Raw genomic sequence first — 24,589 nt, 5'->3', positions numbered from 1 at the left:
GCTCGCGATGGCGGAATTTCAGGCGCTGCAGTGTCTACTGCCCGAGGTTCTGCCCCACCGCCAACCCCGCTCGGATCGCCGCCAGGGCCGCCTGGTAATAGGCTTGGCCCTCGGCCGATTCGGCAAACGTGGAAAACTCCTCCAGCTCGGTATCGGTCAGGTCACGGTAGACGTACAGCAGGGTGTTGTTCAGGTCGGCGCCGATCTGATCCATCAACCGCTGGCGCTGGCCGTTCAGCATGCCCTGGGCCTGGCCACCGCCCAGCAGGCCGGGGATCATCGAGCTGAGGCTGTCGGCCGCCACGCCAGCGATGGCCAGGCTGACTTCGGCGCCAGCCTCGCGGGCGGGCAGGGCCTGGGCCAGGTGGCCGATGATCAGCAGGCGGTTATCGCTGGCCTGCATCTTGGGCAGGCCCTTGGCGTTCTTTGCCAATTGGTCGCGACGGGTCGCCAACAGCTCGGCGGCCACGACCTTGCGTCCCAGCGGCGACTGGAAGAACGTCAGGGCCGGGTTCGGATCACGAAGATTCCTGCGCATCTGCGCCTCGGCCCGCTGGTCCATGGCCTGGGGGGCGAAACGCTGATTGCTGTTGTTCACCAGGGCCTGGAACACCGCCGGCGGCAGGCTGTTCTGGTAACGCTGCTGCGCGGCGCTCAAGGCATCGTTGAAATGCGCCCGCTGTTCCGGCCAGCCGGCGACCTTGTACAACTGGTCGTAGCTGTCTGCCCAGGCGGGCAAAACGCAGAACATCAACAGTGAGAAAAGCAAACGGCGCATAGGGACTCCTGTCAGCAGCCGACTATTCTCCGTGGGGTGTGGGGACTTGTCGAGAATTCGTATCAAGTTCGTACTGCGGTGCCACCTGGCGCCGCAAACCCGCTGCGTGGCGCTGTCGGTTTTGCAGGTACAGGCATACTATGCGCGCCATGCAAATACCTTCTGATCACCCGTTGCTGTTACGTATCGTCGACGACCTGGCCGAGCGCGGCTGGTCGCAGCAGAACATCTTCCTGCCGGATGCGCTGACCCGTGCCCTGGCGGCCGAGTGTCGCCAGCGTGCCGCCGAAGGCGAACTGGCCCCGGCTGCGGTCGGGCGCGGCTTGTCTTCGGAGATCCGCGAAGGCATAAGGGGTGATCGCATCCAGTGGATCGAACCCGGCCAGGCCGAGGCCTGCGACCGTTACCTGAAGCTGATGGACAGCCTGCGCGAGGCGCTGAACCGTGGTCTCTTCCTGGGCCTTGAGGATTTCGAAAGCCACTTCGCCCTGTACCCGCCCGGCGCGTTCTACCTCAAGCACGTCGATCGCTTTCGCGATGATGACCGGCGTATGGTGTCCGCGGTGCTCTACCTCAATGACGCCTGGTTGCCGGAGCATGGCGGCCAGTTGCGCATGTACCTGGATGAAGGGAGGGAGCAGGACGTGGTGCCCACTGGCGGCTGCCTGGTGGTATTCCTGTCGGGGAACATCCCCCATGAAGTCCTGCCGGCCACCCGGGATCGCTTGTCCTTGACCGGCTGGTTCCGACGTCGTGGCAACGAGTTGTTCTGAGCATGGAAAAGATCCTGGTCAGTCGTTGCCTGCTCGGACACCGCGTGCGTTACGACGCAGGTGCGAGCGGGCCGTTCGAACAACTTCAGTCGTGGGTCGATGAGGGCCGTGTCGTGCCGCTGTGCCCGGAAGTCGCGGGGGGCTTGCCCACGCCTCGGGCGGCGGCGGAAATTCCCGGCGGGCAGGGCGCACAGGTGCTCGATGGCCAGGCGGCGGTGATGACCATCGAGGGTGAGGACGTGAGTGCGCAGTTCCTGTCGGGTGCGTACCAGGCCCTGGAGCTGGTGCGTGAACACGGTATCCGGATCGCCGTGCTCAAGGCCAACAGCCCCTCCTGCGGCAATCTGCTGACTTATGATGGGACGTTCGGCGGCGTGAAGGTCCCTGGTGAAGGCGTGACGGCGGCGTTGCTCAAGCGTCACGGGGTGCGGGTGTTCAGCGAGTTGGAATTGGCTGAGGCCGCGGCGGCGCTCGAAATCTTGCTCGATGGCAGAATCCCTACCTGACACAACCGCTTTTTGTGGCGAGGGGATTTAGCGAACCGTCGCACCGCCCCGCTGGGGTGCGCAGCGCCCCTAAAAACAGGCGCCACGGTGCGTCAGGTAGACCGCGTCAATCCTTTTGGGGGCGCTTCGCACCCCAGCGGGGATAAATCCCCTCGCCACAGGGACCGGATCGCCTATAACTGCGCGGCAAGCTGCTCGATCTGCTCCTGCCGCTCGGCCTGGCTCAACCTTGGATGGGCATTGAGCGATGACCACTGCGGATACGCCCGAGCCTTGTTCAAGGCTTCGGGCAGTTTGCCTTCGCGCCAGCTCTTGTCCTGGGACGTGTCGATCCTGATGCTGTCCAGCGCCGCATGGCCGCGTTGGCTCAGCGCTTGCAGCAGTTGCCGTTGGCGCAGGGCCAGCAGGCGCAGCACGCTGTCGTCCACAGTCAGTTCCCGCTGCCCCTTCAGCTTGCCTATCAATCGGTTGCCATAGCCGCGGGCGGTTTGCAGGGCGCCGCCGGCAATGGCGCCGGCCAGGGCGGCAGCGCCGAGGGTCAGGCCACCCACCAGCAAATCCACACCGGCACCGGCGGCAGCACCGGCGGCGATTCCGCCGCCGACCCGTACGCCCAGTTGCTTGAGGGTGGCCGGGTTGAACAAGTCATCGCCCCAGCGTCCATCGAGCAGCGGTAGGTCACTGGCCGCGGCGTCCTGGGGACGGAAGGCGTAGAGCTTGAGCAGGGCCTCGACGCAGCGCTGTTCCCGTTGGCGCACCGCATGACGCAGCTCGCTGATGGCCTGGCGCTCCAGCTCGGTGTCGCTGGTCACGCTGCGTCGGCAGGCGGCGCAATCGATCAGCAACTCGGCGATCAAGCGCGCCGCGCTCTGCTGGCGAGCCAGACGTTGGGCTTGCTGGTCGGCGATCAACCGTTCCAGCTGGCCGCGAGCGTTTTCCAACAACAGCGCAAGGCTTTCATACAGGCGCCGCTCGCCATCTTCGGGCGGGGCCACGCTGTCGAAACGCACGAGGGCGTGCAGCCCCAGCCGGGCCAGGGCCTCGCGCCAATCGGGTTCGCGGTGGTGGGTACTGCTGACGAAATTCAGCACCGGCAGCAGCGGTTTTCCGCAGCTGGCGAGGACTTCCAGTTCATCGCGGTATTTCGCCAGCACCGGCTCCCGGGCATCGATCACATAGAGCCCGGCATCGCTGGCCAGCAGTTGCCGCAGCACCTTGGCTTCCTGCTCGAAACGTTGTCGCGCCTCGCTGCCCTCCAGGAAACGGGCCAGACGCGCCGGGCCGTCGAGGCGTTCACCGGGACGTTCCAGGCGCTCAAGGTAATCGAGCAAGGCAATGGCGTCCTCCAGGCCCGGCGTGTCGTACAGCTCCAGCAGTGCTTCGCCGTCCACCGACAGGCGCGCCCCCTCGACGTGCCGGGTGGTGCTCGGGCGATGGGACACTTCGCCAAAGCCGACATCCCGGGTCAGGGTGCGCAGCAGTGAGGTCTTGCCGACGTTGGTGTGGCCGACCACGGCCAGCTTCAGCGGTTTCATGGGCTCAGTCATGGCCGGTCTCCAGCCAGTTCAAGGGCGCACAGTCGGCGAAGGGCAACTGCAACTGTTGCAATGCGTTGTGCCAGTCGCCCAGGCGCTCGGCGTCCAGGGCCTCGCCGGGGGGCGCCTGCAACAGCCAGACACGGGTCGCACTGGCGCTGCGGGCCAGTTCGGCGATCAACGCCAGGCTGCCGCGGTCGGGAGAGCGCCGTGGGTCGCAGGCAATCGCCAGGCGCGCCGGAGGAAAACGCGACAGCTGTTCGAGGAGTTTGTGACGTGACTCGCGGCTGTCGAGGACGCCGGCGTTTTTCACTGAATCCGGCAGCTTCGGCGGCCAGGGCCGCTCGTCCAGTTCAATCGCCACCAGCAGCGCCCCTGCGCTGTCCATCGTGCCGACAGAGCGCTCAATCTGATGCAATTGTCCGGGCGCGGCGTCGTTGATCCCCAGCCGTTCACTGCTGGGCATCAAGTGTTCGCGCAATTGTGCGTAGCCCGGCAGGTTCAAATCCAGGCGCAGGGAGACGCGGCCGCGGCGCCAACGCCACAGGCACAGCAGTGCCAGGCCCAGGCGCGGCAGCACGCCATACACCAGCACCACGCCCACCAGCCACGCAGCCCAGGCCTGACGGGCGCTTTCGATGTTCAGGGCGCCATCACCGCTGGCGCGGATCATCTCGACGGTCGGGACACTGAAACCCAACAGCGCCGGCAAGGCACCAAGGGTGCGGGTCAGGGTGACGAAGGTTTCGCCACCGAGAATGGTGGTTTCCCAGACAAAACCATAGCGTCGGGTCGCCATCAGCAGCAATACGATGGCCAGCGCACTGAGCATCGCCAGCAGCCACAGGCCGTTGACCAGCATGCCGAGGGCCCAGCGATTGAGCTTGTGTCGTTGCAGCAAGAGCAGCAAGGCCGGCGCCAGTTGGGCAGCCTTGGCATCGCGGGCGAGTTTTTCGCTGAGCCACAGCCACAGGCGTCCCAGGGCCGCGCCTTGGTCCCCGGCGAACATCAGGCCCAGGGCCCAGCCGATGAGCAGGATCAGGTTCAGCCCCAACAGGCTGCCAAGGGCCCAGAATACGTTGACGGGGGTTCGACCGTCGCCAAGCGCGGCAAACCCCAGGCCGGCGCCGCTGATGATGGCGAAGACTGCCAAGACGATCAGCGCCAGGCGTGCCCCTTGTAGCCAGTGGCGCAGGGCTTTGGTGAGACCGTCGCGCTCGGCCAACCGGTGGGCACGATGGTGAATGCGGGTCGAGAGATCGCCGCCTGCCGCGCGGGCCTGGCGATTGGCTTCCTGGTCTTGGAGCGGACCTGCGTGTTCTTCACGCAGGCGTACCGTCTCGGTCAGCCAGAGGGTCTGCAGTTCAGTCAGGGGAGCAGTCACAGGCGCTTCCGTCGCAAATGAGGGTTGAGGATAACCGCTGGAGCGCCTGTCGGGGTACGTTGAGCCTCTGCTATCCTCGGCACCATGAAAAAAACTCTCCCCTTAAGCCTGATCGCAGCCCTCGGTGAAAACCGTGTGATCGGCATCGACAACAGCATGCCCTGGCACTTGCCGGGGGATTTCAAATATTTCAAGGCCACCACCCTGGGCAAGCCGATCATCATGGGTCGCAAAACCTGGGACTCCCTCGGCCGACCGCTGCCGGGGCGCTTGAACATCGTGGTCAGTCGTCAGCCGGGCCTGACGCTCGAAGGCGCGGAAGTCTTCCCCTCGCTGGAGGCAGCGGTGGAGCGGGCCGAGGCGTGGGCGCTGGCGCAAGGCGTCGATGAGCTGATGTTGATCGGCGGTGCCCAGTTGTATGCCCAGGCCTTGGAGCAAGCGGATCGGCTGTACCTGACCCGCGTGGCGTTAAGCCCGGAAGGGGATGCGTGGTTTCCGGAGTTTGATTCGAGCCGGTGGGAACTGGTTTCGAACCTGCCGAACCCGGCAGAGGGGGATAAGCCGGCGTACAGTTTTGAGGTGTGGGAGAAGCTTTAAAGTTCAGGCTCCAAGCAAAGTGCCGAGCTGGTTGTGGGAGCAAGGCTTGCCCGCGAGTCAGGCGATGCGGTCTATTGGTCAAACCGCATAACCGTCATCGCGAGCAAGCTTTGCTCCCACAGGTATCAGGTATCAGGTATCAGGCATCAGGCATCAAGCGTGTACCAACTCCCCATGTTCATCGGCATCCAGCAGCGCCTTGTCGGTCTGCTGCATCACCTGGCTGGTAATCGCCCCTGCGGTGATTGAGCCGCTGACGTTCAATGCCGTACGGCCCATGTCGATCAGAGGCTCGACGGAAATCAGCAACGCCACCAGCGAAACCGGTAAGCCCATGGCCGGCAACACGATCAACGCGGCGAACGTCGCACCACCACCGACGCCGGCCACACCGGCCGAGCTCAAGGTCACGACGGCAACCAGGGTTGCGATCCACACCGGATCCAACGGGTTGATGCCCACCGTTGGCGCAACCATCACAGCGAGCATGGCGGGGTAGAGGCCGGCGCAACCGTTCTGGCCGATGGTGGCACCGAATGATGCGCTGAAGCTGGCAATGGCTCGAGGAATGCCAAGGCGACGGGTCTGGGCTTCGATGCTCAGGGGGATGGTCGCGGCGCTGGAGCGGCTGGTGAAGGCAAAGGTCAGCACCGGCCAGATCTTGCGGAAGAAGCGCAGGGGGTTGATCCCGGCGGCGGACACCAGCAGGCCATGGACCACGAACATCAGGCCCAGGCCCAGGTAGGATACCACCACGAAACTGCCCAACTTGATGATGTCCTGCAGGTTGGAGCCGGCCACCACCTTGGTCATCAACGCCAGCACACCATACGGAGTCAGCTTCATCACCAGACGCACCAGGCGCGTGACCCAGCTTTGCAGGGTGTCGATGGCATTGATCACTTTCTGACCTTTCTCGACATCATCCTTGAGCAGTTGCAGTGCCGCGATACCCAGGAATGCCGCGAAGATCACCACGCTGATGATCGAGGTTGGCTTGGCCCGGGTCAGGTCGGCGAAGGGATTCTGCGGAATGAACGAGAGCAGCAATTGCGGGACGTTCAAGTCGGCGACCTTGCCGGCGTAATCGCTCTGGATCACTTGCAGTCGTGCCAATTCCTGGGTGCCAGCCACAAGGCCTTCGGCAGTGAGACCGAACAGGTTGGTCAGACCGATACCGATCAGGGCCGCGATGGCGGTGGTGAACAGCAGGGTGCCGATGGTCAGGAAGCTGATCTTGCCCAGGGACGAGGCGTTATGCAGCCGGGCCACGGCGCTGAGAATCGAGGCGAAGACCAGCGGGATCACGATCATTTGCAGCAACTGTACGTAACCGTTGCCCACCAGGTCGAACCAGCCGATGGAGGCTTTGAGCACCGGGCTGCCAGCGCCATGGACCGTGTGCAGGGCTATCCCGAACCCCACCCCGAGCACCAGCGCCAGCAGCACCTTTTTCGCCAGGCTCCAGTTGCGGTGACGGGTTTGCGCCAGGCCGAACAGCAAGGCGAGGAACACCAGCAGATTGAGGAACAGCGGCAGATTCATCAAAAAGAGCTCCGTTAAGACTTGCCAGTCGCCTGAAGCTGCGACTGCGAGCAGGGAAGCCTAACAGCCTGAAAACTAATGAATTAATATTAAAAAAGCATGTTGAATGTCGTTTATGGAATAAGGACGTGGCGTTTGCAGACACGTTGCTGACGTTATCGAGACGCAAGCGGTCGTGGACAGGCGAGGACTGTCACAAGCATTTGTTAGCGTCGGGTTCTTTGAACCTGGGAGAAATGCCGATGAAGCTCGTACCTCGTTTTCTCGCTGTTGCCTTGAGCCTTGGTCTCGCCGGCCAGGCACTTGCCACCGAACTCAAGCACTGGCCTGCGGAACAGGCCAAGGCGCTGGAGGCGATGATCGCGGCCAACGCCAACAAGGGTAACTTTGCGGTGTTCGACATGGACAACACCAGTTACCGCTATGACCTGGAAGAGTCGTTGCTGCCGTTCATGGAGAACAAGGGCCTCATCACCCGGGAAAGCCTGGATCCTTCCCTGAAGCTGATTCCGTTCAAGGACACCGCTGATCACAAGGAAAGCCTGTTCAGTTACTACTACCGCCTCTGCGAAGTGGACGACATGGTCTGCTACCCATGGGTAGCCCAGGTGTTCTCCGGCTTCACTCTCAAGGAACTCAAGGGCTACGTCGACGAGCTGATGGCGTCCGGCAAGCCTGTACCGACCACGTATTACGACGGCGACAAGGTGGTCAACTACAACGTCAACCCACCGAAAGTCTTCACTGGCCAGGCCGAGCTGTACAACAAACTGATGGAAAACGGCATCGAGGTCTATGTCATGACCGCGGCGTCGGAAGAGCTGGTGCGCATGGTCGCCGCCGATCCGAAATACGGCTACAACCTCAAGCCGCAGAACGTCATCGGCGTGACCACGCTGCTCAAGGATCGCAAGACCGGCGAGCTGACCACCGCTCGCAAGCAGATCACCGCCGGCAAGTATGACGAGAAGGCCAACTTGGACCTGGAATACACACCTTACCTGTGGACCCCGGCGACCTGGATGGCCGGCAAGCATGCGGCGATCCTGACGTACATCGATGAGTGGAAGAAACCGGTCCTGGTGGGTGGCGATACGCCGAGCAGCGACGGCTACATGCTGTTCCACGATGTGGATGTGGCCAAGGGCGGCATCCACCTGTGGGTCAACCGCAAGGACAAGTACATGACCCAGATCAACGGCATGATGGCCAAGCACGCTGCCGCCCAGGCCAAGGAAGGGCTGACGGTTACGGCGGACAAGAACTGGGTGATCGTGAAGCCTGAGGACATTCAGTAAGCCCAGTAACCCTTGTGGGAGCGAGCCTGCTCGCGATAACGGTGTGTCAGGCACATCGATGCAGCTGATCCACCGCCATCGCGAGCAGGCTCGCTCCCACAGTTGATCACCATTTGCCACAGGCAATAAAAAAGCCCCGCACTTGCGGGGCTTTTTTTATTGCGGCGCTAAACGCTTACAGCCCGTCCAGCATCGCCTTGTTGCGCACCGCGCCCTTGTCGGCGCTGGTGGCGAGCAGGGCATAGGCCTTGAGTGCGGTGGTCACTTTACGTGGACGCACTTCCACCGGCTTCCAACCTTTCTTGTCCTGTTCGACGCGACGCGCGGCCAGTTCTTCGTCGCTGATCAACAGGTTGATCGAGCGGTTCGGAATATCGATCAGCACTTTGTCGCCGTCACGCACCAGGCCGATGGCGCCGCCAGCGGCCGCTTCAGGCGAAGCGTGGCCGATGGACAGGCCCGAGGTGCCGCCGGAGAAACGGCCGTCAGTCAGCAGGGCGCAGGCTTTGCCCAGGCCCTTGGACTTGAGGTAGGAGGTGGGGTAGAGCATTTCCTGCATGCCCGGACCACCTTTCGGACCTTCGTAACGGATGATCACGATATCGCCGGCCTTCACTTCATCGGCAAGGATCCCGCGCACGGCGCTGTCCTGGCTTTCGAAGATCTTGGCGTTGCCTTCGAACACGTGGATCGACTCGTCGACACCCGCGGTTTTCACCACGCAGCCGTCCAGGGCGATGTTGCCGTAGAGCACGGCCAGGCCGCCCTCCTTGGAATAGGCGTGTTCAACGCTGCGGATGCAGCCATTTTCACGGTCGTCGTCCAGGGTTTCCCAGCGAGTCGACTGGCTGAACGCGGTTTGCGTCGGAATGCCCGCCGGGCCGGCTTTGAAGAAGTGATGCACGGCTTCGTCGGTGGTCTGGGTGATGTCCCACTTGGCGATGGCATCGGCCATGGTCCTGCTGTGCACGGTCGGCAGGTCGGTGTGCAGCAGGCCGCCACGGGCCAGGGAACCGAGGATGCTGATGATCCCGCCGGCACGGTGCACATCTTCCATGTGGTACTTCTGGATATTCGGCGCAACCTTGCACAGTTGTGGCACGTTCCGGGACAGGCGGTCGATGTCGCGCAGGTCGAAATCGATCTCGGCTTCCTGGGCGGCGGCCAGCAGGTGCAGGATGGTATTGGTGGAACCGCCCATGGCGATGTCCAGGGTCATGGCATTTTCGAACGCCTTGAAGTTGGCGATGTTGCGCGGCAACACCGACTCGTCGTTCTCGCCGTAGTAGCGCTTGCACAGCTCGACGATGGTCCGCCCGGCTTGCAGGAACAGTTGTTCGCGATCGCTGTGGGTGGCCAGGGTCGAACCGTTGCCCGGCAGGGCCAGGCCCAGGGCTTCGGTCAGGCAGTTCATCGAGTTGGCGGTAAACATGCCGGAGCACGAGCCGCAGGTCGGGCAAGCACTGCGCTCGTATTCGGCGACCTTCTCGTCAGAGGCGCTGGAGTCGGCAGCGATGACCATGGCATCCACCAGGTCCAGGCCGTGGCTGGCGAGCTTGGTCTTGCCGGCTTCCATCGGGCCGCCGGATACGAAGATCACCGGGATGTTGAGGCGCAGGGCCGCCATGAGCATGCCGGGGGTGATCTTGTCGCAGTTGGAGATGCACACGATAGCGTCGGCGCAGTGGGCGTTGACCATGTATTCGACGGAGTCGGCGATGATCTCCCGGCTCGGCAGCGAATAAAGCATGCCGTCGTGGCCCATGGCGATGCCGTCATCCACGGCAATGGTGTTGAATTCCTTGGCAACACCGCCTGCGCGTTCGATCTCGCGGGCAACCAGTTGGCCCAGGTCCTTGAGGTGGACGTGACCGGGTACGAACTGGGTGAAGGAGTTGGCAACGGCGATGATCGGCTTCTTGAAGTCGTCATCCTTCATCCCCGTGGCGCGCCACAATGCGCGGGCGCCGGCCATGTTGCGGCCGTGGGTGGATGTTTTCGAGCGGTAATCAGGCATGGAACACTCCGGGCGGCTAATCAGATATCAAGGGGAAAGTGAGCTTCTATTGACGTCTGGAGCACTCGGGGTTGGCCGTGTGTCCGGAAGTGGCCGATGACTGTGCAGGATCGCTGCGCGCCTCAGCATGAGCTCATAAACCCGCCGGGGGATGAATGGCGATGAATGTCGCGATTCTACACCGCTGGCGCCAGGATGAAATGACGCAAAGCGCTGATCGGACGCCAATGTCGCGCTCGGAATGACGACTGGCGGCGCTCAACCGGTCAACAACCCCCGGTGACGATGCCGGATCAGGCCATTGAGAGCCAATCCCAGGAGGCTGAGCAGCACCAGGCATAACGCCAGGGTGGTTTGCAGGGCAAGCGGAGTGAGGCTGATCGCGGCACTGGTCAGCCCGCCGACGATGAAGATGAGCACGCTGCCGGCCGAAGCGGACGTACCGGCTTGCTCAGGAAACAGGTTCATGGCCCGGGTGTGGGCCGCCGCACGGGCAATGGTGGTTCCGGCGGTACAGACGATCATGGGCAGCAATACGGTGGTGACCGACAACCCGAGTTGGCTGGAAAGCCCGAACATCAAGACGCCCGCCAGCAGGATCAGGCTCAGGCCGGTGATGATCTGCGTCTGTGGGTCGATCCGGTTGCTCAGCACCGTCGCCAGCGCGCCGCCGCCGATGTAGGCCAGTCCGTAGCCCAGCAGCGCCAGGGAAAATGTCTCGGGCGAGAGCTGTAGCTGGTCGATGAACACCAGCGGCGAAATGACGATGAATGAAAAGTGACAGGAAAAAGCCAACGCCGAGGTCAGCCAGTAAGCCATGAAGCGGAAATCGCCGCATACCGTTCGATAGGCACCGATGAAATCCAGGGGCCTGGCATGGCTACTCACCGCGGTACGGCTCAGTAAACGCCAGGCGCCCACGAATACACCTGCTGCCAGGGCAACAAACACCACGAAGCTGCCGCGCCACCCCATCCAGTGCTGCAACCCGGTACCGGCCAGGGGAGAAACGGAGATGAAAATACCGCCGCAAGTGACCAGGAAGATCCGCAGCCGTTGCTGCTCCAGGCCGCTGAACAGGTCCTGGATCAGTGCCTGGGACAGTACGAAACAACCGCATCCCAGCGCCTGCACGACACGGAAGAACAGGAAGGCCCCGTAGTCGTCGGTGAGTACGCAGCCCGTGGCGCCGATGGCTGAAACGGTGATCCCGATCAACAGCAGGCTCTTTCGCCCCATGGTGTCGGAGAGCGGGCCGACCAGCAGTTGCGAAAGGGCGATACCTATCGCGAACAGGCTGACCGACAGGGCGATGTCGGATGAGGGACGCCCGAAATGTTCGGACAAAGCCGGGAACGAGGGCAACACAACGTCGATCGGGAACACGCCGAGCAAGGTCATCGTCAGCAATAAGCCGACGGCGGCGGGTTTACGGGGGGCTGGAAGTTCTTTGCGCTCAACCATCGATAAACCCTGCCTGGGCGAAAAGCCGCCGGTGGTGTTCGTTGTCGAAGAACCCTGCCTTGCGCATGGCCGCGAAGGTCGACACCGCTCCCGAGCGTACTCGTCGGCCATGGGCGTCCGGCAGCAGGACATCGGCAACGATCTGGAGGGCCGACCGCTCGTTGAAACCGACACTGGCGAGGCTGCGCTTCAGCCAGGGCAGGTCCGGTTCGAAATAGAGGCCGATGATCTGCAGCAGCATGCTCGCGGCCAGGTCGCGTTGCGTGGGATCCAGGGCGGACCACAGGTACTGGAACACTTCGCTGAAGTAGCGGCTGTGGCGTGCCTCGTCCTCGAGATGGCTCCTGAGCATCTGGTATACGGTGCAGACCAGGGTGTCGCGAGTAATGGCCAGTAATTCCTTGGCGATGATCGTCTCGGAGACGAACCCCAGCAGAAACCACGCCAGAGGCCGATCCCCGGGGGTGACGGCATCGATCAGGCCCAGCAGGCGCTGGATACGCCTGGGGGATGGTCGGTCGCTGATGCCGTAGAGGGCTGCGACCTGTTCGGCCACGTCATTGGAAAAAAGTGCGTGGTAGCCCTCATCGGTATAGAGCTGCAGGGCGGCGGTTTTCATCGGCTGGGGAATCGGCAAGGCCAACTCGCCATGGACGATGGTTTCCACGGCGCGATTGACGACCCGGTGTTCAAGCAGTGTGGTGTAGTCGAGAAAATGCACCAGGTGGTTGGCCGCAAGACGCTGGGCAATGGAGCGGCCCGCCTCCTGGATCAACGGATGTTCGGTATAAGGAATGAAGGCTGACGGAAACCAGTCTCGACTACGGAGCTGCTGTTCCAGGTTCTCCGGCAGACGATAGTCGCCTTTACCCGTGCGCACGGCGGCCTTGTGATTCCAATCGCCCAATGTGTAATGAGGCGCCCGGCTGGAGACTGAGCCGGTCATGACACGATCTCCTGCCGGTCGATCAACGCCATCAATTCCTTGCAGTGCACCTGCCCGTCGCCATGGCCGCAGCCGACAAAAAACAACGGTTGCTCGCAAGTGCCTTCAAGGTCGAGCAGGTGTTCGACTTCACGGTCGGCCAATGCGCCGGTCAGCCAGGTATCCAGGCCCAACGCAGTCGCAACCATCAGGAAGGTCTGGGACACATGACCGGTTTCGACGAAAGCCATCCGGTAGGCGCGAGAGTGCGGGTATTTCCACCAGAGCTTGTCGAAGCGTGACGTGAGGAACAGCCCGAACGGCAGGGGATTGATGAAGTGCTGACTGCACAACAGATTCCCCAGGGGCTCATCGGGCAGGGGGCGGATCGGGCTCAAGGCATGTGCGTCCGGATGATAGGCGTAGATGCCGGGTGCCAGGCCCGTCACGTTGCGCACATACAGGTAACCTTCGCAGGCATTCAGGCCGCCCCCCGAAGGGCTGCTGCGTCTTGCCCCCAGCGCATCGGGACAGGTGGCCTCCTGGCCGCCCCGGCGTTCGCTCAGGTAGCCCAGGCTCAGGTACAGGAGCGTGCCGACCTGTTCGATCGAGATGGCTCGTTCGTCGAATGAGCGGGAAGTGCTTCGACCGACCAGAGTCTGGGACAGTGAAACGTCCGGCATGTCGATCAACGCACAGGGAGCCAGGACGATCCGTTCGGCGGAATACGTTCTTGTCCGGGCGGGAGGTGCCGGTGACGACAGCACTTCATTGCAATGTTGCAGGTACTCGGTCGCCCATTCATTCACATTCCTGGGAACCTGTGCACAAGGAATATTCTTTGTACCGATGTGGAATATCCTGGACAACTCATCCCAGCGCCACTCAATGGATCTTCTTGGTGTTTCGATAAGTATGTCCGCCTTCAGGAAGTCGGCGTCGATAAAGTTGTTGATGTCGAATTGCAGCGGGTTGGCGATAAGTTGCGCCAGTCGTGTCGAATAATGCTGGTCGAGTTCGAACTGGGTATGGCGCTCGTAGTTCCATACAATTTGGTGCGGCGGGCGCGCAAGAATGAAAAGGCACGGATTTATATGCATGCAAATGGTTTCCGCTGGGGCAAAACGTTCAGATGAGGCTGAGGTGCCGGCACTCCTCAGCCCATCGTTTACTTCAAGCGTTTACTGGCTTAGCGGCACTTTGGAACAATCAGGCCTGCCAGGTTTGCGATTTTTTCAGCTTCCAGATTGATTGCTTTCATGATGCAGCTCCTTTGCGTTGAATAAGTGTTGTGTTTTTAATAGTTGTCACTTGCGCAGTGACAGTTCAATCATAGTTTTTAATGAGTGCTTGGCAAGAGGAGATTGAGTAGGAAGGCTCCAGTAATAATGTGAGAGTCTTCTTACAAATAATGCAGGCGGTGCTATTAACTTCAATGAGCGGTAACTTTTCGTACATAAAAAACAATCGCAGCCGAAGCTGCGATTGGGGTGTTGGCTGGCTACCGATGCGCAGGACGCAGAGGGGCGGGGGCCATCCTTTAGCTGTTAGGCAACAGCCGGCAGGTGATGCTCTTGATGTAGCGGGTTTCGGGGATGGCCGGGTGAACCGGATGGTCCGGGCCCTGGCCGCCGCGTTCAAGCAATTGAATATTGCGGTCCAGGTGACGGGCACTGGTCAGCAGGATGTTCTGCAGGTCGTCTTCAGGCAAGTGCATCGAGCACGAAGCGCTGACCAGGATGCCGTCCTTGGTGAGCAGGCGCATGGCTTGTTCATTGAGACGACGATAAGCGCCTTCACCATTCTTGAGGTCTTTCTTGCGCTTGATGAAGGCAGGTGGGTCGGCCACGATCACGTCGAAACGCTCTTCGCTGGCCTTGAGTTCCTTCAGGGCCTCGAACACGTCGCCTTCGATGCAGGTCAGTTTTTCGGCAAAGCCGTTCAGCGCTGCGTTGCGTTCGACACCATCGAGGGCGAAGGCCGAGGCGTCGACGCAGAAGACTTCGCTGGCGCCGAATGCCGCGGCTTGTACGCCCCAGCCGCCGATGTAGCTGAACAGGTCCAGTACGCGCTTGCCCTTGGCGTAGGGGGCCAGGCGTGCGCGGTTCATGCGGTGATCGTAGAACCAGCCGGTCTTCTGGCCTTCCATGACTGGCGCTTCGAATTTCACGCCGTTCTCTTCCAGGGCAACCCATTCCGGCACCAGGCCGAACACGGTGTCGACGTAACGTTCGAGGCCTTCGGCGTCGCGGGCCGCGGAATCGTTCTTGAACAGAATGCCGCTGGGCTTGAGCACCTGGGTCAGGGCTGCGATCACGTCATCCTTGTGGGCTTCCATGGTGGCGGAAGCGATCTGCACCACCAGGATGTCGCCGAAGCGGTCGACCACCAGGCCCGGCAACAGGTCGGAGTCGCCATAGACCAGGCGATAGAACGGCTTGTCGAACAGCCGCTCACGTAGGGACAACGCGACGTTGAGGCGATGGACCAACAGGGATTTGTCCAGCGGCAGCTTCGCGTCACGGGACAGCAGGCGGGCGCAGATCAGGTTGTTGGGGCTCATCGCGACGATGCCCAGCGGCTTGCCACCAGCGGCTTCGAGGATCGCCTGGTCGCCGGCCTTGAAACCATGCAGCGGCGTGGCGCCCACATCGATTTCGTTACTGTAGACCCACAGGTGGCCGGCGCGCAGGCGACGGTCGGCGTTGGCTTTGAGGCGCAGGCTGGGCAGGGACATGACGTCGCTCCGAAAAAAAGAGCGGGAGTATACCGTGTTGAGGTGGTCGGCGGGCCTGGAGGTCGATATGTGGCACCGGATCGTCGGCACAAAAAAACAGTTCAAGCTCAATGGAGTCGCTGCCGATTCAGGCCTGAGTCTCCATGAAAGTTTCGCCGATCTACCCAGGCGGTGTGTCGGACCCGTTTTTCAGGGTTAGAATCCCTGTCTGCCCCAGAGTGTGTGCCCATGTCCAAAGAGCTCTCCACCGAACAGATCCAACAGTCCCTGCAAGGCATCAGTGTGCCGCCCCAGCCGCAGATCATGGTGGATCTGCAGATGGAGCAGTACATGCCCGATCCGGACCTGGAGACCATCGCCAAGTTGATCTCCCAGGACCCGGGGCTTTCGGGGGCCTTGCTGAAAATCGTCAACTCGCCGTATTACGGCCTGCGCAACAAGATCACCTCGATCCAGCGCGCGGTGAACCTGCTGGGCAGCCGTTCGATCATCAACCTGATCAACGCGCAGTCGATCAAGGGTGAGTTGCACGACGATGCCATCGTCACCTTGAACCGCTTCTGGGATACGGCCCAGGACGTGGCCATGACTTGTCTGACCCTGGCCAAGCGGGTTGGCCTGGAGAATGGCGACGAAGCCTATGCCTTGGGGCTGTTCCACGATTGCGGCGTGCCGCTGATGCTCAAGCAGTTCCCCAACTACATGGGCGTGCTCGAGGAGGCCTATGCCAACGCGAGCGCCGAATGCCGGGTGGTGGACACGGAAAACCGCGTGTTCAATACCAACCACGCCGTCGTCGGTTACTACACCTCCAAATCCTGGCGCCTGCCGGATCACGTCAGCCAGGCCATCGCCAATCACCACAACGCCCTGGCGGTTTTCAGCGACGAGTCTTCACGCAACAACAGTCCGCTGAAGAACCTGTTGGCGATCCTGAAAATGTCCGAGAACATCTGTGCGTCTCACCGGGTGCTGGGCAATCAGGCCGAAGACCATGAGTGGGATTGCGTCGGTGCCCTGGTGCTCGATTACATCGGTTTGTCGGAATACGACTTCCAGACCCAGAAACAGGAAATCCGCGACCTGGCCTCTCGTTGAGTGCCCGGTTCGCCTGACTCGAGAGCCTCATGCCAGAACTGCCGGAAGTCGAAACCACCCGCCGCGGAATCGCGCCACACCTTGAGGGGCAGCGGGTCAGCCGTGTAATCGTGCGCGACCGTCGTCTGCGCTGGCCGATTCCGGAAGACCTCGATGTGCGGCTTTCGGGCCAGCGCATCGTGCAGGTGGAACGGCGAGCCAAGTACCTGCTGATCAATGCCGAGGTCGGCACCTTGATCAGCCACTTGGGCATGTCCGGCAACCTGCGGCTGGTGGAGGTGGGCATGCCTGCCGCCAGGCACGAGCATGTGGACATCGAGCTGGAGTCTGGCCTGGCCTTGCGCTACACCGACCCGCGACGCTTTGGCGCGATGCTCTGGAGCCTCGACCCGCTCAACCATGAATTGCTGGTTCGCCTCGGACCGGAGCCATTGACCGATCTGTTTGACGGTGAGCGCCTGTTCCAGTTCTCCCGTGGGCGCTCCATGGCGGTCAAACCGTTCATCATGGACAACGCGGTGGTGGTGGGCGTGGGCAATATCTATGCGACCGAAGCGCTGTTTGCTGCCGGCATCGACCCGCGTCGGCCGGCCGGAGGCATTTCCCGGGCCCGGTACCTGAAACTGGCCGTCGAGATCAAACGCATCCTTACCCATGCCATCGAGCGCGGCGGTACCACGCTGCGGGATTTCATTGGCGGCGATGGCCAGCCCGGGTATTTCCAGCAGGAACTGTTCGTGTACGGCCGGGGTGGGGAGTTGTGTAAGGTCTGCGGCACGGGCTTGCGGGAAATTCGCCTGGGACAGCGTGCGAGTGTCTGGTGTCCACGTTGCCAAAGCTGATTCGTCCTACGGTCTATAGTCAGTAGTCATACTGATCAGCCGAAGGATCGATCCCATGAGACTGCTTCGACCTGTTGTTCTAACGCTGCTGCTGACCCTGGGGCTGCCCGTCCTGGCGAACAGCGGCAGTGGCGATCCGCGCTACACCATCCAGAATCCGCCCGCCTTCGCCATGATCGGCGACTTGTTGATCGCCCGGCCGCTGCTGCTCGCCGCCACCGTGATCGGTGCGGGGGCATTCGTGGTGTCGTTGCCCTTTACCGCGCTGGGCGGTGGGGTCGGTGATGCCGGGAAGGCGCTGGTGGTGGACCCGGCGAAGGCCACCTTTGTGCGGTGCCTGGGGTGTGTTGGGGAGGGGTTTGAGCAGCAGGAATGAGTTGTGGTGGTGCTGATGGCCTCATCGCGAGCAGGCTCGCTCCCACAAGGGATTTGGACCAGGCACACATGGTATGAACACGGCAGATCCCCTATGGGAGCGAGCCTGCTCGCGATGAGGTCGGTGCTGGCGCTACAAAACCTTCTGGCTCAAGCCTTGCCAGTGATCTTGCGATATTTCGCCATCAACTGTTCTTCGGTTTCCGGATGGGCTTCGTCCAGCGGAATGCAATCCACCGGGCAGACCTGCTGGCACTGGGGCTCGTCGTAATGGCCGACGCACTGGGTGCACAGGTTCGGGTCGATGACGTAGATCTCTTCGCCTTGTGAAATGGCTTCATTCGGGCATTCGGGTTCGCAGACGTCGCAATTGATGCAGTCGTCGGTGATGATCAGGGACATGCAGGCTCCTGCCGAGGCGTTGGGCCCGGGCATCTGAAAACGAATATGCGCAATTGTGCCGCATTGGCGAGCGCAGTGCACGCGGGTGCGATGGACTGCGCTCGCTCTGCCGCGAAGTGGCTCGCAGCAAGCGGGATTATTTCTTGAAGCGCAGGGTCAGCGCATCGGCCACGGCCGGGTGGACGAACTTGGTGATGTCGCCGCCCAGGGCCGCAATCTCACGCACCAGGGTCGATGAGATGAACGAGTAGCGCTCCGACGGCGTCAGGAAAAGACTTTCGACGTCCGGGGCCAACTGGCGGTTCATGTTGGCCAGCTGGAACTCGTATTCGAAGTCCGAAACCGCTCGCAGACCGCGCAGGAACACATTGGCGTTCTGTTCCTTGGCAAAGTGCGCCAGCAGCGTGGAGAAGCCGACCACTTCTACGTTGGGCAGATGCTTGGTGACTTCACGGGCCAGCTCCACGCGTTGTTCCAACGGGAACAGCGGGTTTTTCTTCGGGCTGGCGGCAACGGCGATGATCACATGATCGAACAGGCGCGCGGCGCGTTCGACCAGATCGCCATGGCCCTTGGTAATAGGGTCGAAGGTACCTGGGTACAACACTCGGTTCATCGCGTCGTCCTGGCGGGAGTCCGTTGGGGAGTCGGATGGTATCGCAGCCTTCTCGGTCGGCCAAGTCGGCTGTGGGATAAGAAAGCACTATAGACGCTGCGAATGATCTGGATATTCATGAGTTTCTCAGACGTTCGGCCAGAAATGTCGCCAGTTTCGCGGTCAGCCCATACACCGACAATTGCGGGTTGGCACCGATGCTCGTGGGGAACAGCGAACCGTCGTGGATCGAAAGGTTGCTGAGTTGATGATGGCGGCCGAGGCTGTCGACGACGGCGGTTTGCGGCGTTTCGCCCATCGCGCAACCGCCCATCACATGGGCGCTGCCCAGGCGTGTGCGATACAAGGCCAGGTCCAGCCCGTCGATCAGGGTTCGCGCTTCGGCCAGGGTTTTCACGTAGCGGGCATCGCTGTGCAGCGGCATGACTGCCTTGGCACCGCCGGCGAACTGGATCTCGGCCATGCTGTGGAATGCGCGGCGCAAGCCGTCCCAGGCGTAGGGTGAAACAGGGTAGTCGAGCGCCGGGGTGCCATCGCTGCGTAACTCGACACTGCCGCCAGGGCTGTCCGGGTGAAAGCCGTCGCGCAGCAACGCCAGCATGGCATGGGTATGGGGCAGTTGCGCCATGTGAGCGGCGTTCTGTGTGCCGAAGCCGCCCAGCAGCGTGGCGGCGAGGGCTGGGTGCAAGGGTGGTACTTCGAGCTTGTAGGACATTTTGCCGGTAGCGCCGTCCTGCCATTGGAAGTGATCCGAATAGATCGACTGTGGCGCGCCGTAGAACGGGTTGATGACCTCTTCGAACTGCGCGGCCGACATGTTCACCAGATGCAGAAAGGTCCGTTTGCCCAGGCGTTCGTGCGGGTCTGGTGCATCGGAGCGCAGTAACAATGCCGGGCTGTTGATGCCGCCGCCGGCCAGTACGTAGTGGCGCGCCTTGACGGTAATGCGCCGTCCGGTGGGGGCCACACAGCGCTCGTCCATGGCCAGGCATTGCAGGTCGATGACCGCATCGTTCTTGAGGGTCAGGCGCTCGGCCCGCGCCAGGTAAAGCAGCGCGCCGCCCTTGTCGAGCAAGGTCGGGATGGTGGTGACCAGCATCGACTGCTTGGCGTTGGTCGGGCAGCCCATACCGCAATAGCCCAGGTTCCAGCAGCCGCGCACGTTGCGTGGGATGACGTGCCAGCTATAGCCCAATCGCTCACAGCCTTTGCGGATGACATCGTTGTTGGCATTCGGTGGAATCAGCCACGGTGCCACACCCAGGCGTTGTTCCATCTGTTCGAACCAGGGCGCCATTTCGGCAGGACTGTGCCCTTTGACGTTGTGCTCGGCCGCCCAGTGACCCAGGGTCTGGTCCGGTGTGCGGAAGCTCGAGGTCCAGTTGATCAAGGTCGTGCCACCCACGGCCCGGCCCTGGAGGATGGTGATGGCGCCATCCTTGCTCATGCGCCCCAGGCCTTCCTGATACAGGCTGGTGTAGGCCTGGTCCTCGAGCAGCTTGAAGTCGCTGCTGGTCTTGAGCGGGCCTTCCTCGATCAGCAAGACGTTGTAGCCGGCAGTGCTGAGGATCTCTGCCGTGGTACCGCCACCCGCGCCGCTGCCGATGATTGCCACATCAGCCTCCAGGGTCAGGTCCTGGGTCAATCGCGCAGCGTTGTAGGTGGTCCAGCCGCGGGCAAGACCCTCGCGGAAGGGATCGGGTACGGGCATGTTCAGGCTCTCTTGTTGTTATGGATGTGCAATGGACCTCCTGTGGGAGCGAGCCTGCTCGCGAAAGCGGTGGACCAGCAACATTGAGGTTGGCTGACACTCCGCCTTCGCCAGCAAGCTCGCTCCCACAGGGATTTCGGCTGGGCTTCAAATGTTGGGCGGCCCTGGATACCCGCAATGTGTCCAAGCTTCGGCCCGGCTGTACCACGCCATCATCACCATTTGCAGCAATGAGCTGTGGCCCTGGCGCAACAGGTTCAGCGAGCTGTTTTCCCAGCGATCGAGAAACTGGCGGATGTCATCGGCGCTGGCGTTTTCCCACGAGCCCCAGACGCCGGTCAGCGGCCCGCGGGTAATACCCAGGGCAAGGACGTCGAACAGTTGGCGAGTGAGCTTGAGCATGGGTGGGGAAAGGTGCGCCAGGCCGGTATCCAGGCTTACAAGGGTGGCGTCAGCAGCCGCGGTGCGCTGTTCAACGGTCACGGCGCCCTCCAGCATCACGGGAATGAGCGCGCGTAAAAACGGCAGGTCGCTGTCTCGCAGGACGGCAAGGCCCTTGGCCGCTTGGCTTGGCGAACAGCCGCTCAGGCTGGCCCCCAGCCCAACGGTGCTCAGGAATGCGCTGGCGCCGAGGCTGAATTTCAGCAGTCCGCGCCGTGACAGCACGGGTGTATTGGTCAGGCTTGGGGTCATTATTGTTATTTCCCGCGCAGGCACCGGTTAACGGACAAACAGCTTCTGAATCAACTTCTGGAGCGGTTTGCCATAGGGCGGATAAATCAGTCTGGCGGCATTGAAGCGCTGTTTGCTCAGCACGCCCTTGGCTTTGCTGAAGGTCAGGAAACCTTCGTGCCCGTGATAATGCCCCATCCCCGACGGACCGATGCCACCGAACGGCAAGTCGTCCTGGGCAACGTGCAGCAAGGTGTCGTTCAAGCAGACGCCGCCGGAATGGGTTTCGTGGAGTACGCGGTTCTGTTCGGCCTTGTTGTAGCCGAAATAGTAGAGCGCCAACGGACGAGGCCGTTGATTGATGTAGGCAAACGCCTGGTCCAGGTCGTTGTAGGGCACGATAGGCAGCAGCGGGCCGAAGATCTCGTCCTGCATGACGGTCATGTCGTCGTTGACGTTGAGTAGCAGGCTGTGGGGCATGCGGCGTCCCTGGCCCTGGTCGAACAACTCGATCAGCAAACCGCCCTTGCCGGTCGCGTCGCTGATGTAACCGTTTAGCCGTGCCAGTTGTCGTTCGTTGATGATTGCGGTGTAGTCCGGGTTGTCAGCCAGGCTCGGATAAAGCCTGCGAACCGCCTCGCGATAGGCATCGACGAATTCACCGACGCGGTTTTGCGGCACCAACACGTAATCAGGCGCGACACAGGTTTGCCCGGCATTCAGCATTTTGCCGAAGGCGATGCGCTCGGCGGCATCGCTCAGGGGCACATCGGTGGACACGATGGCGGGCGACTTTCCACCCAGTTCGAGGGTGACGGGGGTCAGGTTTTCGGCGGCGGCCCGCATGACGTGCCTGCCGATACTGGTAGCGCCGGTAAACAACAGGTGATCGAACGGCAATCTGGAAAAGGCTACGCCGACGTCCGCTTCACCGAGCACCACGCACACCAGGTCCTGGGGGAAGATCCGCGCCAGCAATTGCTTGAGCAACTGCCCGGTGGCAGGTGTGGCTTCGCTGAGCTTGAGCATCACCCGATTGCCCGCCGACAACGCGCCGACCAACGGCCCGATGGCCAGGAACAAGGGATAATTCCAAGGCACGATGATCCCGACCACGCCCAGCGGCTGATAGATCACCTTGGCCGAAGCCGGCTGGAAGGCCATGCCTACCTTGCGTCGGGAGGGTTTCATCCAGCGCTTGAGGTGTCGGCTGGCGTAATGGATGCCGTGCAGGCTCGGCATCAGCTCGGCCAACAACGTTTCGTCGGCGCTGCGGTGGCTGAAATCCTTGCTGATGGCGTCGATCAGGACCTGTCGTTCATTGCTCAGCGTCTCCCGGAGGGACTTGAGCCATTGCCGGCGCTGATCGGCCGAAGGCATCGGATGAACGGCATAGGCCTGGCGCTGTGCCTCGAAGAGTGACTGCAGCTCATCCAATTGCCGTTGGGAGTCGTGCAGATAAGCAATGTCGGCAGGCATCGTCAGGCACCAGTTCTTATTAATTGTGGGTGTTTTCTAGAGCTTATGCTCTAGAAAGTCAAATGACATCCTTGATGGCTATGGGTTTGTCCTCCGGGCGATAGGTCGTAAGATGCCGCAATGCTTTCGTCGAATTAAAGCCCAAGCCATGGTCACACGAATGAAAACCAGCGAGCGCATCGTGCAAAACAGCCTCGAGCTGTTCAACCAACAGGGCGAGCGCAGTGTCAGCACCAACCACATTGCTGCCCACATGGACATGTCCCCGGGTAACCTCTACTACCACTTCCCTAACAAGCAGGCGATCATCGCCGTGCTGTTCAGCGAATACGAAAACCTGGTGGACAGTTTTCTGCGCCCACCCCAGGGCCGGGCGGCCACGGTGGAGGACAAGCGCTTCTATCTCCAGGAGCTGCTATCGGCGATGTGGAGCTATCGCTTCCTGCACCGGGACCTGGAGCATCTGCTCGACAGCGATCCGGACCTCGCGGCTCGCTATCGCCGGTTTTCCCAGCGTTGCCTGATCCACGGGACTGCCATCTATGAGGGCTTCGTCGCGGCCGGCATCCTGAAAATGGATCGGGTGCAGATCGAGTCCCTGACCCTCAATGCCTGGATCATCCTGACCTCCTGGGTGCGGTTTCTTTGCACCACGCGGGAAAACTCCAATCATTTGAGTGAGCAGGCCATCAAGCGCGGGGTATACCAGGTGTTGGTGCTGGAGGCCGGTTTCGTGACCGATCAGGCCCGCGAAGCGGTGGATGCACTGTTCAAAGAGTATTACGTCCCTCTGCCTCAGACCCTGGAGGAAGGGCAGTAGGAATCGGATCTGAACCCTACAGGCCACTCATTCCGCCACAGGAGCACGCCATGCCCATCGCGCAACTCATCAGCCCTCAAGCCCTCGAGCAGAGGAGGACGCAGCCCGGGCTGGTGATCCTCGATTGCCGTTTCGCCCTGGAAGACCCGGATTATGGCCAGCGCAGCTACGCCGAGGGGCATATCGCCGGTGCGTCGTTCGCGGACCTTGAGCGCGACCTGAGTGGCCCGGTGATCAAGGGGGTGACCGGGCGTCATCCGCTGCCGGAGCCTGGCGCGTTGATGGAGCGCTTGCGGACCTGGGGCATCGACAACGACAGCGACATCGTGTTGTACGACGATGGTCCCGGTGCCTATGCGGCTCGGGCCTGGTGGTTGCTGGCCTGGTTGGGTAAACGCGAGGGTGTGTACCTGCTCGATGGCGGACTCAAGGCTTGGCACGCCAATGGTTTGCCCTTGAGCCTCGATCCGCCGACGGGTAACCGTGGGACGTTCAGCGGTTCGCCGGATGATTCCCTGTTGCTCGACGCCGAGGCGCTGCAACAGCGCCTTGGCCAAGCGGAGATGACGCTTCTGGATGCGCGTGCGTTGCCGCGCTTCAAGGGCGAAGTCGAGCCGATCGATCCGGTGGCCGGACACATCCCGGGAGCGCAATGTGCGGCATTTACCGACAACCTTGGCGCTGATGGGTGTTTTCTGCCGGCTGATCGGCTCAGGCAGCGTTTTGCCGAAAAAATGGGGGGGCGTTCGCCGACTGAGTTGGTGGCTTATTGCGGCTCCGGGGTGACGGCGTGTCATAACCTGTTTGCTTTGTGCCTGGCGGGGTATCCGTTGGGGAGGTTGTATGCCGGGTCGTGGAGTGAGTGGATCAATGATCCGGGGCGGGGGGTGGCGAAGGGCGAGTAACGGGGTGGGAGCGAGCCTGCTCGCGATGACGGCCTGTTGATTGGGTACATATCCGTTGCTGCGGTAACGGCCACTTAGGGTTCCGCCCTTACGGCGGCTTACTTTTTTTC

23 protein-coding genes are annotated in these 24,589 nt (G+C 61.8%); 9 read left to right on the top strand and 14 right to left on the bottom strand.

Translation table 11 applies throughout. From position 1 onward, the window contains the following. Positions 1-34 precede the first annotated feature (34 nt). Positions 35-778: a DUF2059 domain-containing protein gene (locus ACODTO_RS04025; RefSeq protein WP_024780467.1), complete on the bottom strand. Its 744-nt coding sequence runs from the start codon at positions 776-778 to the stop codon at positions 35-37. Between the two features lie 140 nt (positions 779-918). Here ACODTO_RS04025 and ACODTO_RS04020 point away from each other — a divergent pair, with 140 nt between their 5' ends. Together ACODTO_RS04020 and ACODTO_RS04015 are read left to right on the top strand one after the other, a co-directional pair. Beyond that, entirely contained in the window at positions 919-1,551 is a 633-nt protein-coding gene (locus ACODTO_RS04020) for a 2OG-Fe(II) oxygenase (RefSeq protein WP_139640948.1), read from the top strand. Positions 1,552-1,553: 2 nt separating this feature from the next. Then, entirely contained in the window at positions 1,554-2,057 is a 504-nt protein-coding gene (locus ACODTO_RS04015; protein ID WP_489106006.1) for a 2-thiouracil desulfurase family protein, read from the top strand. Positions 2,058-2,230: 173 nt separating this feature from the next. Here the strand turns inward: ACODTO_RS04015 and ACODTO_RS04010 are convergent, their stop codons facing one another. After that, entirely contained in the window at positions 2,231-3,604 is a 1,374-nt protein-coding gene (locus ACODTO_RS04010) for a GTPase/DUF3482 domain-containing protein (protein WP_489106005.1), read from the bottom strand. Continuing rightward, entirely contained in the window at positions 3,597-4,964 is a 1,368-nt protein-coding gene (locus ACODTO_RS04005; protein WP_217510074.1) for a DUF2868 domain-containing protein, read from the bottom strand. The genes ACODTO_RS04010 and ACODTO_RS04005 overlap by 8 nt, the downstream gene beginning before the upstream one ends. Before the next feature lie 96 nt (positions 4,965-5,060). On the opposite strand from ACODTO_RS04005, the gene ACODTO_RS04000 reads away from it, so the two are divergent. Next, entirely contained in the window at positions 5,061-5,573 is a 513-nt protein-coding gene (locus ACODTO_RS04000; protein WP_139640940.1) for a dihydrofolate reductase, read from the top strand. A gap of 153 nt (positions 5,574-5,726) precedes the next feature. On the opposite strand, the gene ACODTO_RS03995 is transcribed toward ACODTO_RS04000, so the two are convergent. Then, positions 5,727-7,118 (bottom strand): L-cystine transporter, encoded by a 1,392-nt coding sequence (locus tag ACODTO_RS03995; RefSeq protein WP_489106004.1) that lies wholly within the window; start codon positions 7,116-7,118, stop codon positions 5,727-5,729. Between the two features lie 242 nt (positions 7,119-7,360). Here ACODTO_RS03995 and ACODTO_RS03990 point away from each other — a divergent pair, with 242 nt between their 5' ends. Then, positions 7,361-8,416, top strand: a complete 1,056-nt coding sequence (locus ACODTO_RS03990) for an HAD family hydrolase (protein ID WP_139640936.1) — start codon at positions 7,361-7,363, stop codon at positions 8,414-8,416. Between the two features lie 175 nt (positions 8,417-8,591). On the opposite strand, the gene ilvD is transcribed toward ACODTO_RS03990, so the two are convergent. The 5 genes from ilvD to ACODTO_RS03965 all read right to left on the bottom strand — a co-directional run bounded on the left by ilvD (position 8,592) and on the right by ACODTO_RS03965 (position 15,559). After that, positions 8,592-10,433: a dihydroxy-acid dehydratase gene (gene ilvD, locus ACODTO_RS03985; RefSeq protein ID WP_139640934.1), complete on the bottom strand. Its 1,842-nt coding sequence runs from the start codon at positions 10,431-10,433 to the stop codon at positions 8,592-8,594. A 258-nt stretch (positions 10,434-10,691) separates the two neighbouring features. Continuing rightward, positions 10,692-11,897 carry an MFS transporter gene (locus ACODTO_RS03980; protein WP_139640932.1) on the bottom strand — a complete coding sequence of 402 codons (1,206 nt, stop codon included), beginning with the start codon at positions 11,895-11,897 and terminating at the stop codon, positions 10,692-10,694. After that, positions 11,890-12,843 (bottom strand): diiron oxygenase, encoded by a 954-nt coding sequence (locus tag ACODTO_RS03975; protein WP_489106003.1) that lies wholly within the window; start codon positions 12,841-12,843, stop codon positions 11,890-11,892. Before ACODTO_RS03975 ends, ACODTO_RS03980 begins: the two co-directional genes overlap by 8 nt. Beyond that, on the bottom strand, positions 12,840-13,922 hold the full coding sequence (locus ACODTO_RS03970) for a SagB family peptide dehydrogenase (RefSeq protein ID WP_489106002.1): 1,083 nt from the start codon (positions 13,920-13,922) through the stop codon (positions 12,840-12,842). Before ACODTO_RS03970 ends, ACODTO_RS03975 begins: the two co-directional genes overlap by 4 nt. Before the next feature lie 440 nt (positions 13,923-14,362). Further along, positions 14,363-15,559, bottom strand: coding sequence for a class I SAM-dependent rRNA methyltransferase (locus ACODTO_RS03965; RefSeq protein ID WP_139640925.1), 1,197 nt, complete (start codon positions 15,557-15,559; stop codon positions 14,363-14,365). Between the two features lie 282 nt (positions 15,560-15,841). Between ACODTO_RS03965 and ACODTO_RS03960 the strand changes: the two genes are divergently transcribed. From ACODTO_RS03960 to ACODTO_RS03950, 3 genes are read left to right on the top strand one after another with little or no spacing between them, the layout of a single operon-like run. Then, positions 15,842-16,657, top strand: a complete 816-nt coding sequence (locus ACODTO_RS03960; protein WP_175362818.1) for an HDOD domain-containing protein — start codon at positions 15,842-15,844, stop codon at positions 16,655-16,657. A gap of 29 nt (positions 16,658-16,686) precedes the next feature. Next, the gene (mutM, locus tag ACODTO_RS03955; RefSeq protein ID WP_489106001.1) at positions 16,687-17,499 is read left to right on the top strand and encodes a bifunctional DNA-formamidopyrimidine glycosylase/DNA-(apurinic or apyrimidinic site) lyase; all 813 of its coding nucleotides are present in this window, start codon (positions 16,687-16,689) and stop codon (positions 17,497-17,499) included. A 55-nt stretch (positions 17,500-17,554) separates the two neighbouring features. Then, entirely contained in the window at positions 17,555-17,875 is a 321-nt protein-coding gene (locus ACODTO_RS03950; RefSeq protein ID WP_047702469.1) for a hypothetical protein, read from the top strand. Between the two features lie 149 nt (positions 17,876-18,024). Here the strand turns inward: ACODTO_RS03950 and ACODTO_RS03945 are convergent, their stop codons facing one another. The 5 genes from ACODTO_RS03945 to ACODTO_RS03925 form a co-directional block, all read right to left on the bottom strand. Then, positions 18,025-18,276 (bottom strand): YfhL family 4Fe-4S dicluster ferredoxin, encoded by a 252-nt coding sequence (locus ACODTO_RS03945; protein ID WP_003206534.1) that lies wholly within the window; start codon positions 18,274-18,276, stop codon positions 18,025-18,027. A 136-nt stretch (positions 18,277-18,412) separates the two neighbouring features. Next, positions 18,413-18,892, bottom strand: a complete 480-nt coding sequence (gene coaD, locus ACODTO_RS03940; RefSeq protein WP_040071510.1) for a pantetheine-phosphate adenylyltransferase — start codon at positions 18,890-18,892, stop codon at positions 18,413-18,415. A gap of 115 nt (positions 18,893-19,007) precedes the next feature. After that, the gene (locus ACODTO_RS03935) at positions 19,008-20,603 is read right to left on the bottom strand and encodes a GMC family oxidoreductase (RefSeq protein ID WP_489106000.1); all 1,596 of its coding nucleotides are present in this window, start codon (positions 20,601-20,603) and stop codon (positions 19,008-19,010) included. 147 nt (positions 20,604-20,750) lie between these two features. Next, entirely contained in the window at positions 20,751-21,296 is a 546-nt protein-coding gene (locus ACODTO_RS03930) for a twin-arginine translocation pathway signal protein (RefSeq protein WP_489105999.1), read from the bottom strand. 27 nt (positions 21,297-21,323) lie between these two features. Further along, a complete protein-coding gene (locus ACODTO_RS03925; protein WP_139640914.1) occupies positions 21,324-22,754 on the bottom strand; it encodes a coniferyl aldehyde dehydrogenase in 1,431 nt (476 codons plus the stop codon). A 148-nt stretch (positions 22,755-22,902) separates the two neighbouring features. On the opposite strand from ACODTO_RS03925, the gene ACODTO_RS03920 reads away from it, so the two are divergent. Both ACODTO_RS03920 and ACODTO_RS03915 read left to right on the top strand, forming a co-directional pair. Beyond that, positions 22,903-23,574 carry a TetR/AcrR family transcriptional regulator gene (locus ACODTO_RS03920; RefSeq protein ID WP_024780447.1) on the top strand — a complete coding sequence of 224 codons (672 nt, stop codon included), beginning with the start codon at positions 22,903-22,905 and terminating at the stop codon, positions 23,572-23,574. Between the two features lie 50 nt (positions 23,575-23,624). Beyond that, complete coding sequence (locus tag ACODTO_RS03915) at positions 23,625-24,479, top strand: sulfurtransferase (RefSeq protein ID WP_489105998.1); 855 nt, start codon at positions 23,625-23,627, stop codon at positions 24,477-24,479. The last annotated feature ends 110 nt before the right edge of the window (positions 24,480-24,589 follow it).

Source organism: Pseudomonas sp. FG13 (assembly GCF_057809755.1).
This window is presented reverse-complemented; position numbering and strand designations above follow the sequence as displayed.

What these genes read in the sequence shown, in the direction of transcription:
- ACODTO_RS04025 (WP_024780467.1), bottom strand. Translation starts at nt 778, where the DNA reads ATGCGCCGTTTGCTTTTCTCACTGTTGATGTTCTGCGTTTTGCCCGCC.
- ACODTO_RS04020 (WP_139640948.1), top strand. Translation starts at nt 919, where the DNA reads ATGCGCGCCATGCAAATACCTTCTGATCACCCGTTGCTGTTACGTATC.
- ACODTO_RS04015 (WP_489106006.1), top strand. Translation starts at nt 1,554, where the DNA reads ATGGAAAAGATCCTGGTCAGTCGTTGCCTGCTCGGACACCGCGTGCGT.
- ACODTO_RS04010 (WP_489106005.1), bottom strand. Translation starts at nt 3,604, where the DNA reads ATGACTGAGCCCATGAAACCGCTGAAGCTGGCCGTGGTCGGCCACACC.
- ACODTO_RS04000 (WP_139640940.1), top strand. Translation starts at nt 5,061, where the DNA reads ATGAAAAAAACTCTCCCCTTAAGCCTGATCGCAGCCCTCGGTGAAAAC.
- ACODTO_RS03995 (WP_489106004.1), bottom strand. Translation starts at nt 7,118, where the DNA reads ATGAATCTGCCGCTGTTCCTCAATCTGCTGGTGTTCCTCGCCTTGCTG.
- ACODTO_RS03990 (WP_139640936.1), top strand. Translation starts at nt 7,361, where the DNA reads ATGAAGCTCGTACCTCGTTTTCTCGCTGTTGCCTTGAGCCTTGGTCTC.
- ilvD (WP_139640934.1), bottom strand. Translation starts at nt 10,433, where the DNA reads ATGCCTGATTACCGCTCGAAAACATCCACCCACGGCCGCAACATGGCC.
- ACODTO_RS03980 (WP_139640932.1), bottom strand. Translation starts at nt 11,897, where the DNA reads ATGGTTGAGCGCAAAGAACTTCCAGCCCCCCGTAAACCCGCCGCCGTC.
- ACODTO_RS03975 (WP_489106003.1), bottom strand. Translation starts at nt 12,843, where the DNA reads ATGACCGGCTCAGTCTCCAGCCGGGCGCCTCATTACACATTGGGCGAT.
- ACODTO_RS03970 (WP_489106002.1), bottom strand. Translation starts at nt 13,922, where the DNA reads ATGCATATAAATCCGTGCCTTTTCATTCTTGCGCGCCCGCCGCACCAA.
- ACODTO_RS03965 (WP_139640925.1), bottom strand. Translation starts at nt 15,559, where the DNA reads ATGTCCCTGCCCAGCCTGCGCCTCAAAGCCAACGCCGACCGTCGCCTG.
- mutM (WP_489106001.1), top strand. Translation starts at nt 16,687, where the DNA reads ATGCCAGAACTGCCGGAAGTCGAAACCACCCGCCGCGGAATCGCGCCA.
- ACODTO_RS03950 (WP_047702469.1), top strand. Translation starts at nt 17,555, where the DNA reads ATGAGACTGCTTCGACCTGTTGTTCTAACGCTGCTGCTGACCCTGGGG.
- ACODTO_RS03945 (WP_003206534.1), bottom strand. Translation starts at nt 18,276, where the DNA reads ATGTCCCTGATCATCACCGACGACTGCATCAATTGCGACGTCTGCGAA.
- coaD (WP_040071510.1), bottom strand. Translation starts at nt 18,892, where the DNA reads ATGAACCGAGTGTTGTACCCAGGTACCTTCGACCCTATTACCAAGGGC.
- ACODTO_RS03935 (WP_489106000.1), bottom strand. Translation starts at nt 20,603, where the DNA reads ATGCCCGTACCCGATCCCTTCCGCGAGGGTCTTGCCCGCGGCTGGACC.
- ACODTO_RS03930 (WP_489105999.1), bottom strand. Translation starts at nt 21,296, where the DNA reads ATGACCCCAAGCCTGACCAATACACCCGTGCTGTCACGGCGCGGACTG.
- ACODTO_RS03925 (WP_139640914.1), bottom strand. Translation starts at nt 22,754, where the DNA reads ATGCCTGCCGACATTGCTTATCTGCACGACTCCCAACGGCAATTGGAT.
- ACODTO_RS03920 (WP_024780447.1), top strand. Translation starts at nt 22,903, where the DNA reads ATGGTCACACGAATGAAAACCAGCGAGCGCATCGTGCAAAACAGCCTC.
- ACODTO_RS03915 (WP_489105998.1), top strand. Translation starts at nt 23,625, where the DNA reads ATGCCCATCGCGCAACTCATCAGCCCTCAAGCCCTCGAGCAGAGGAGG.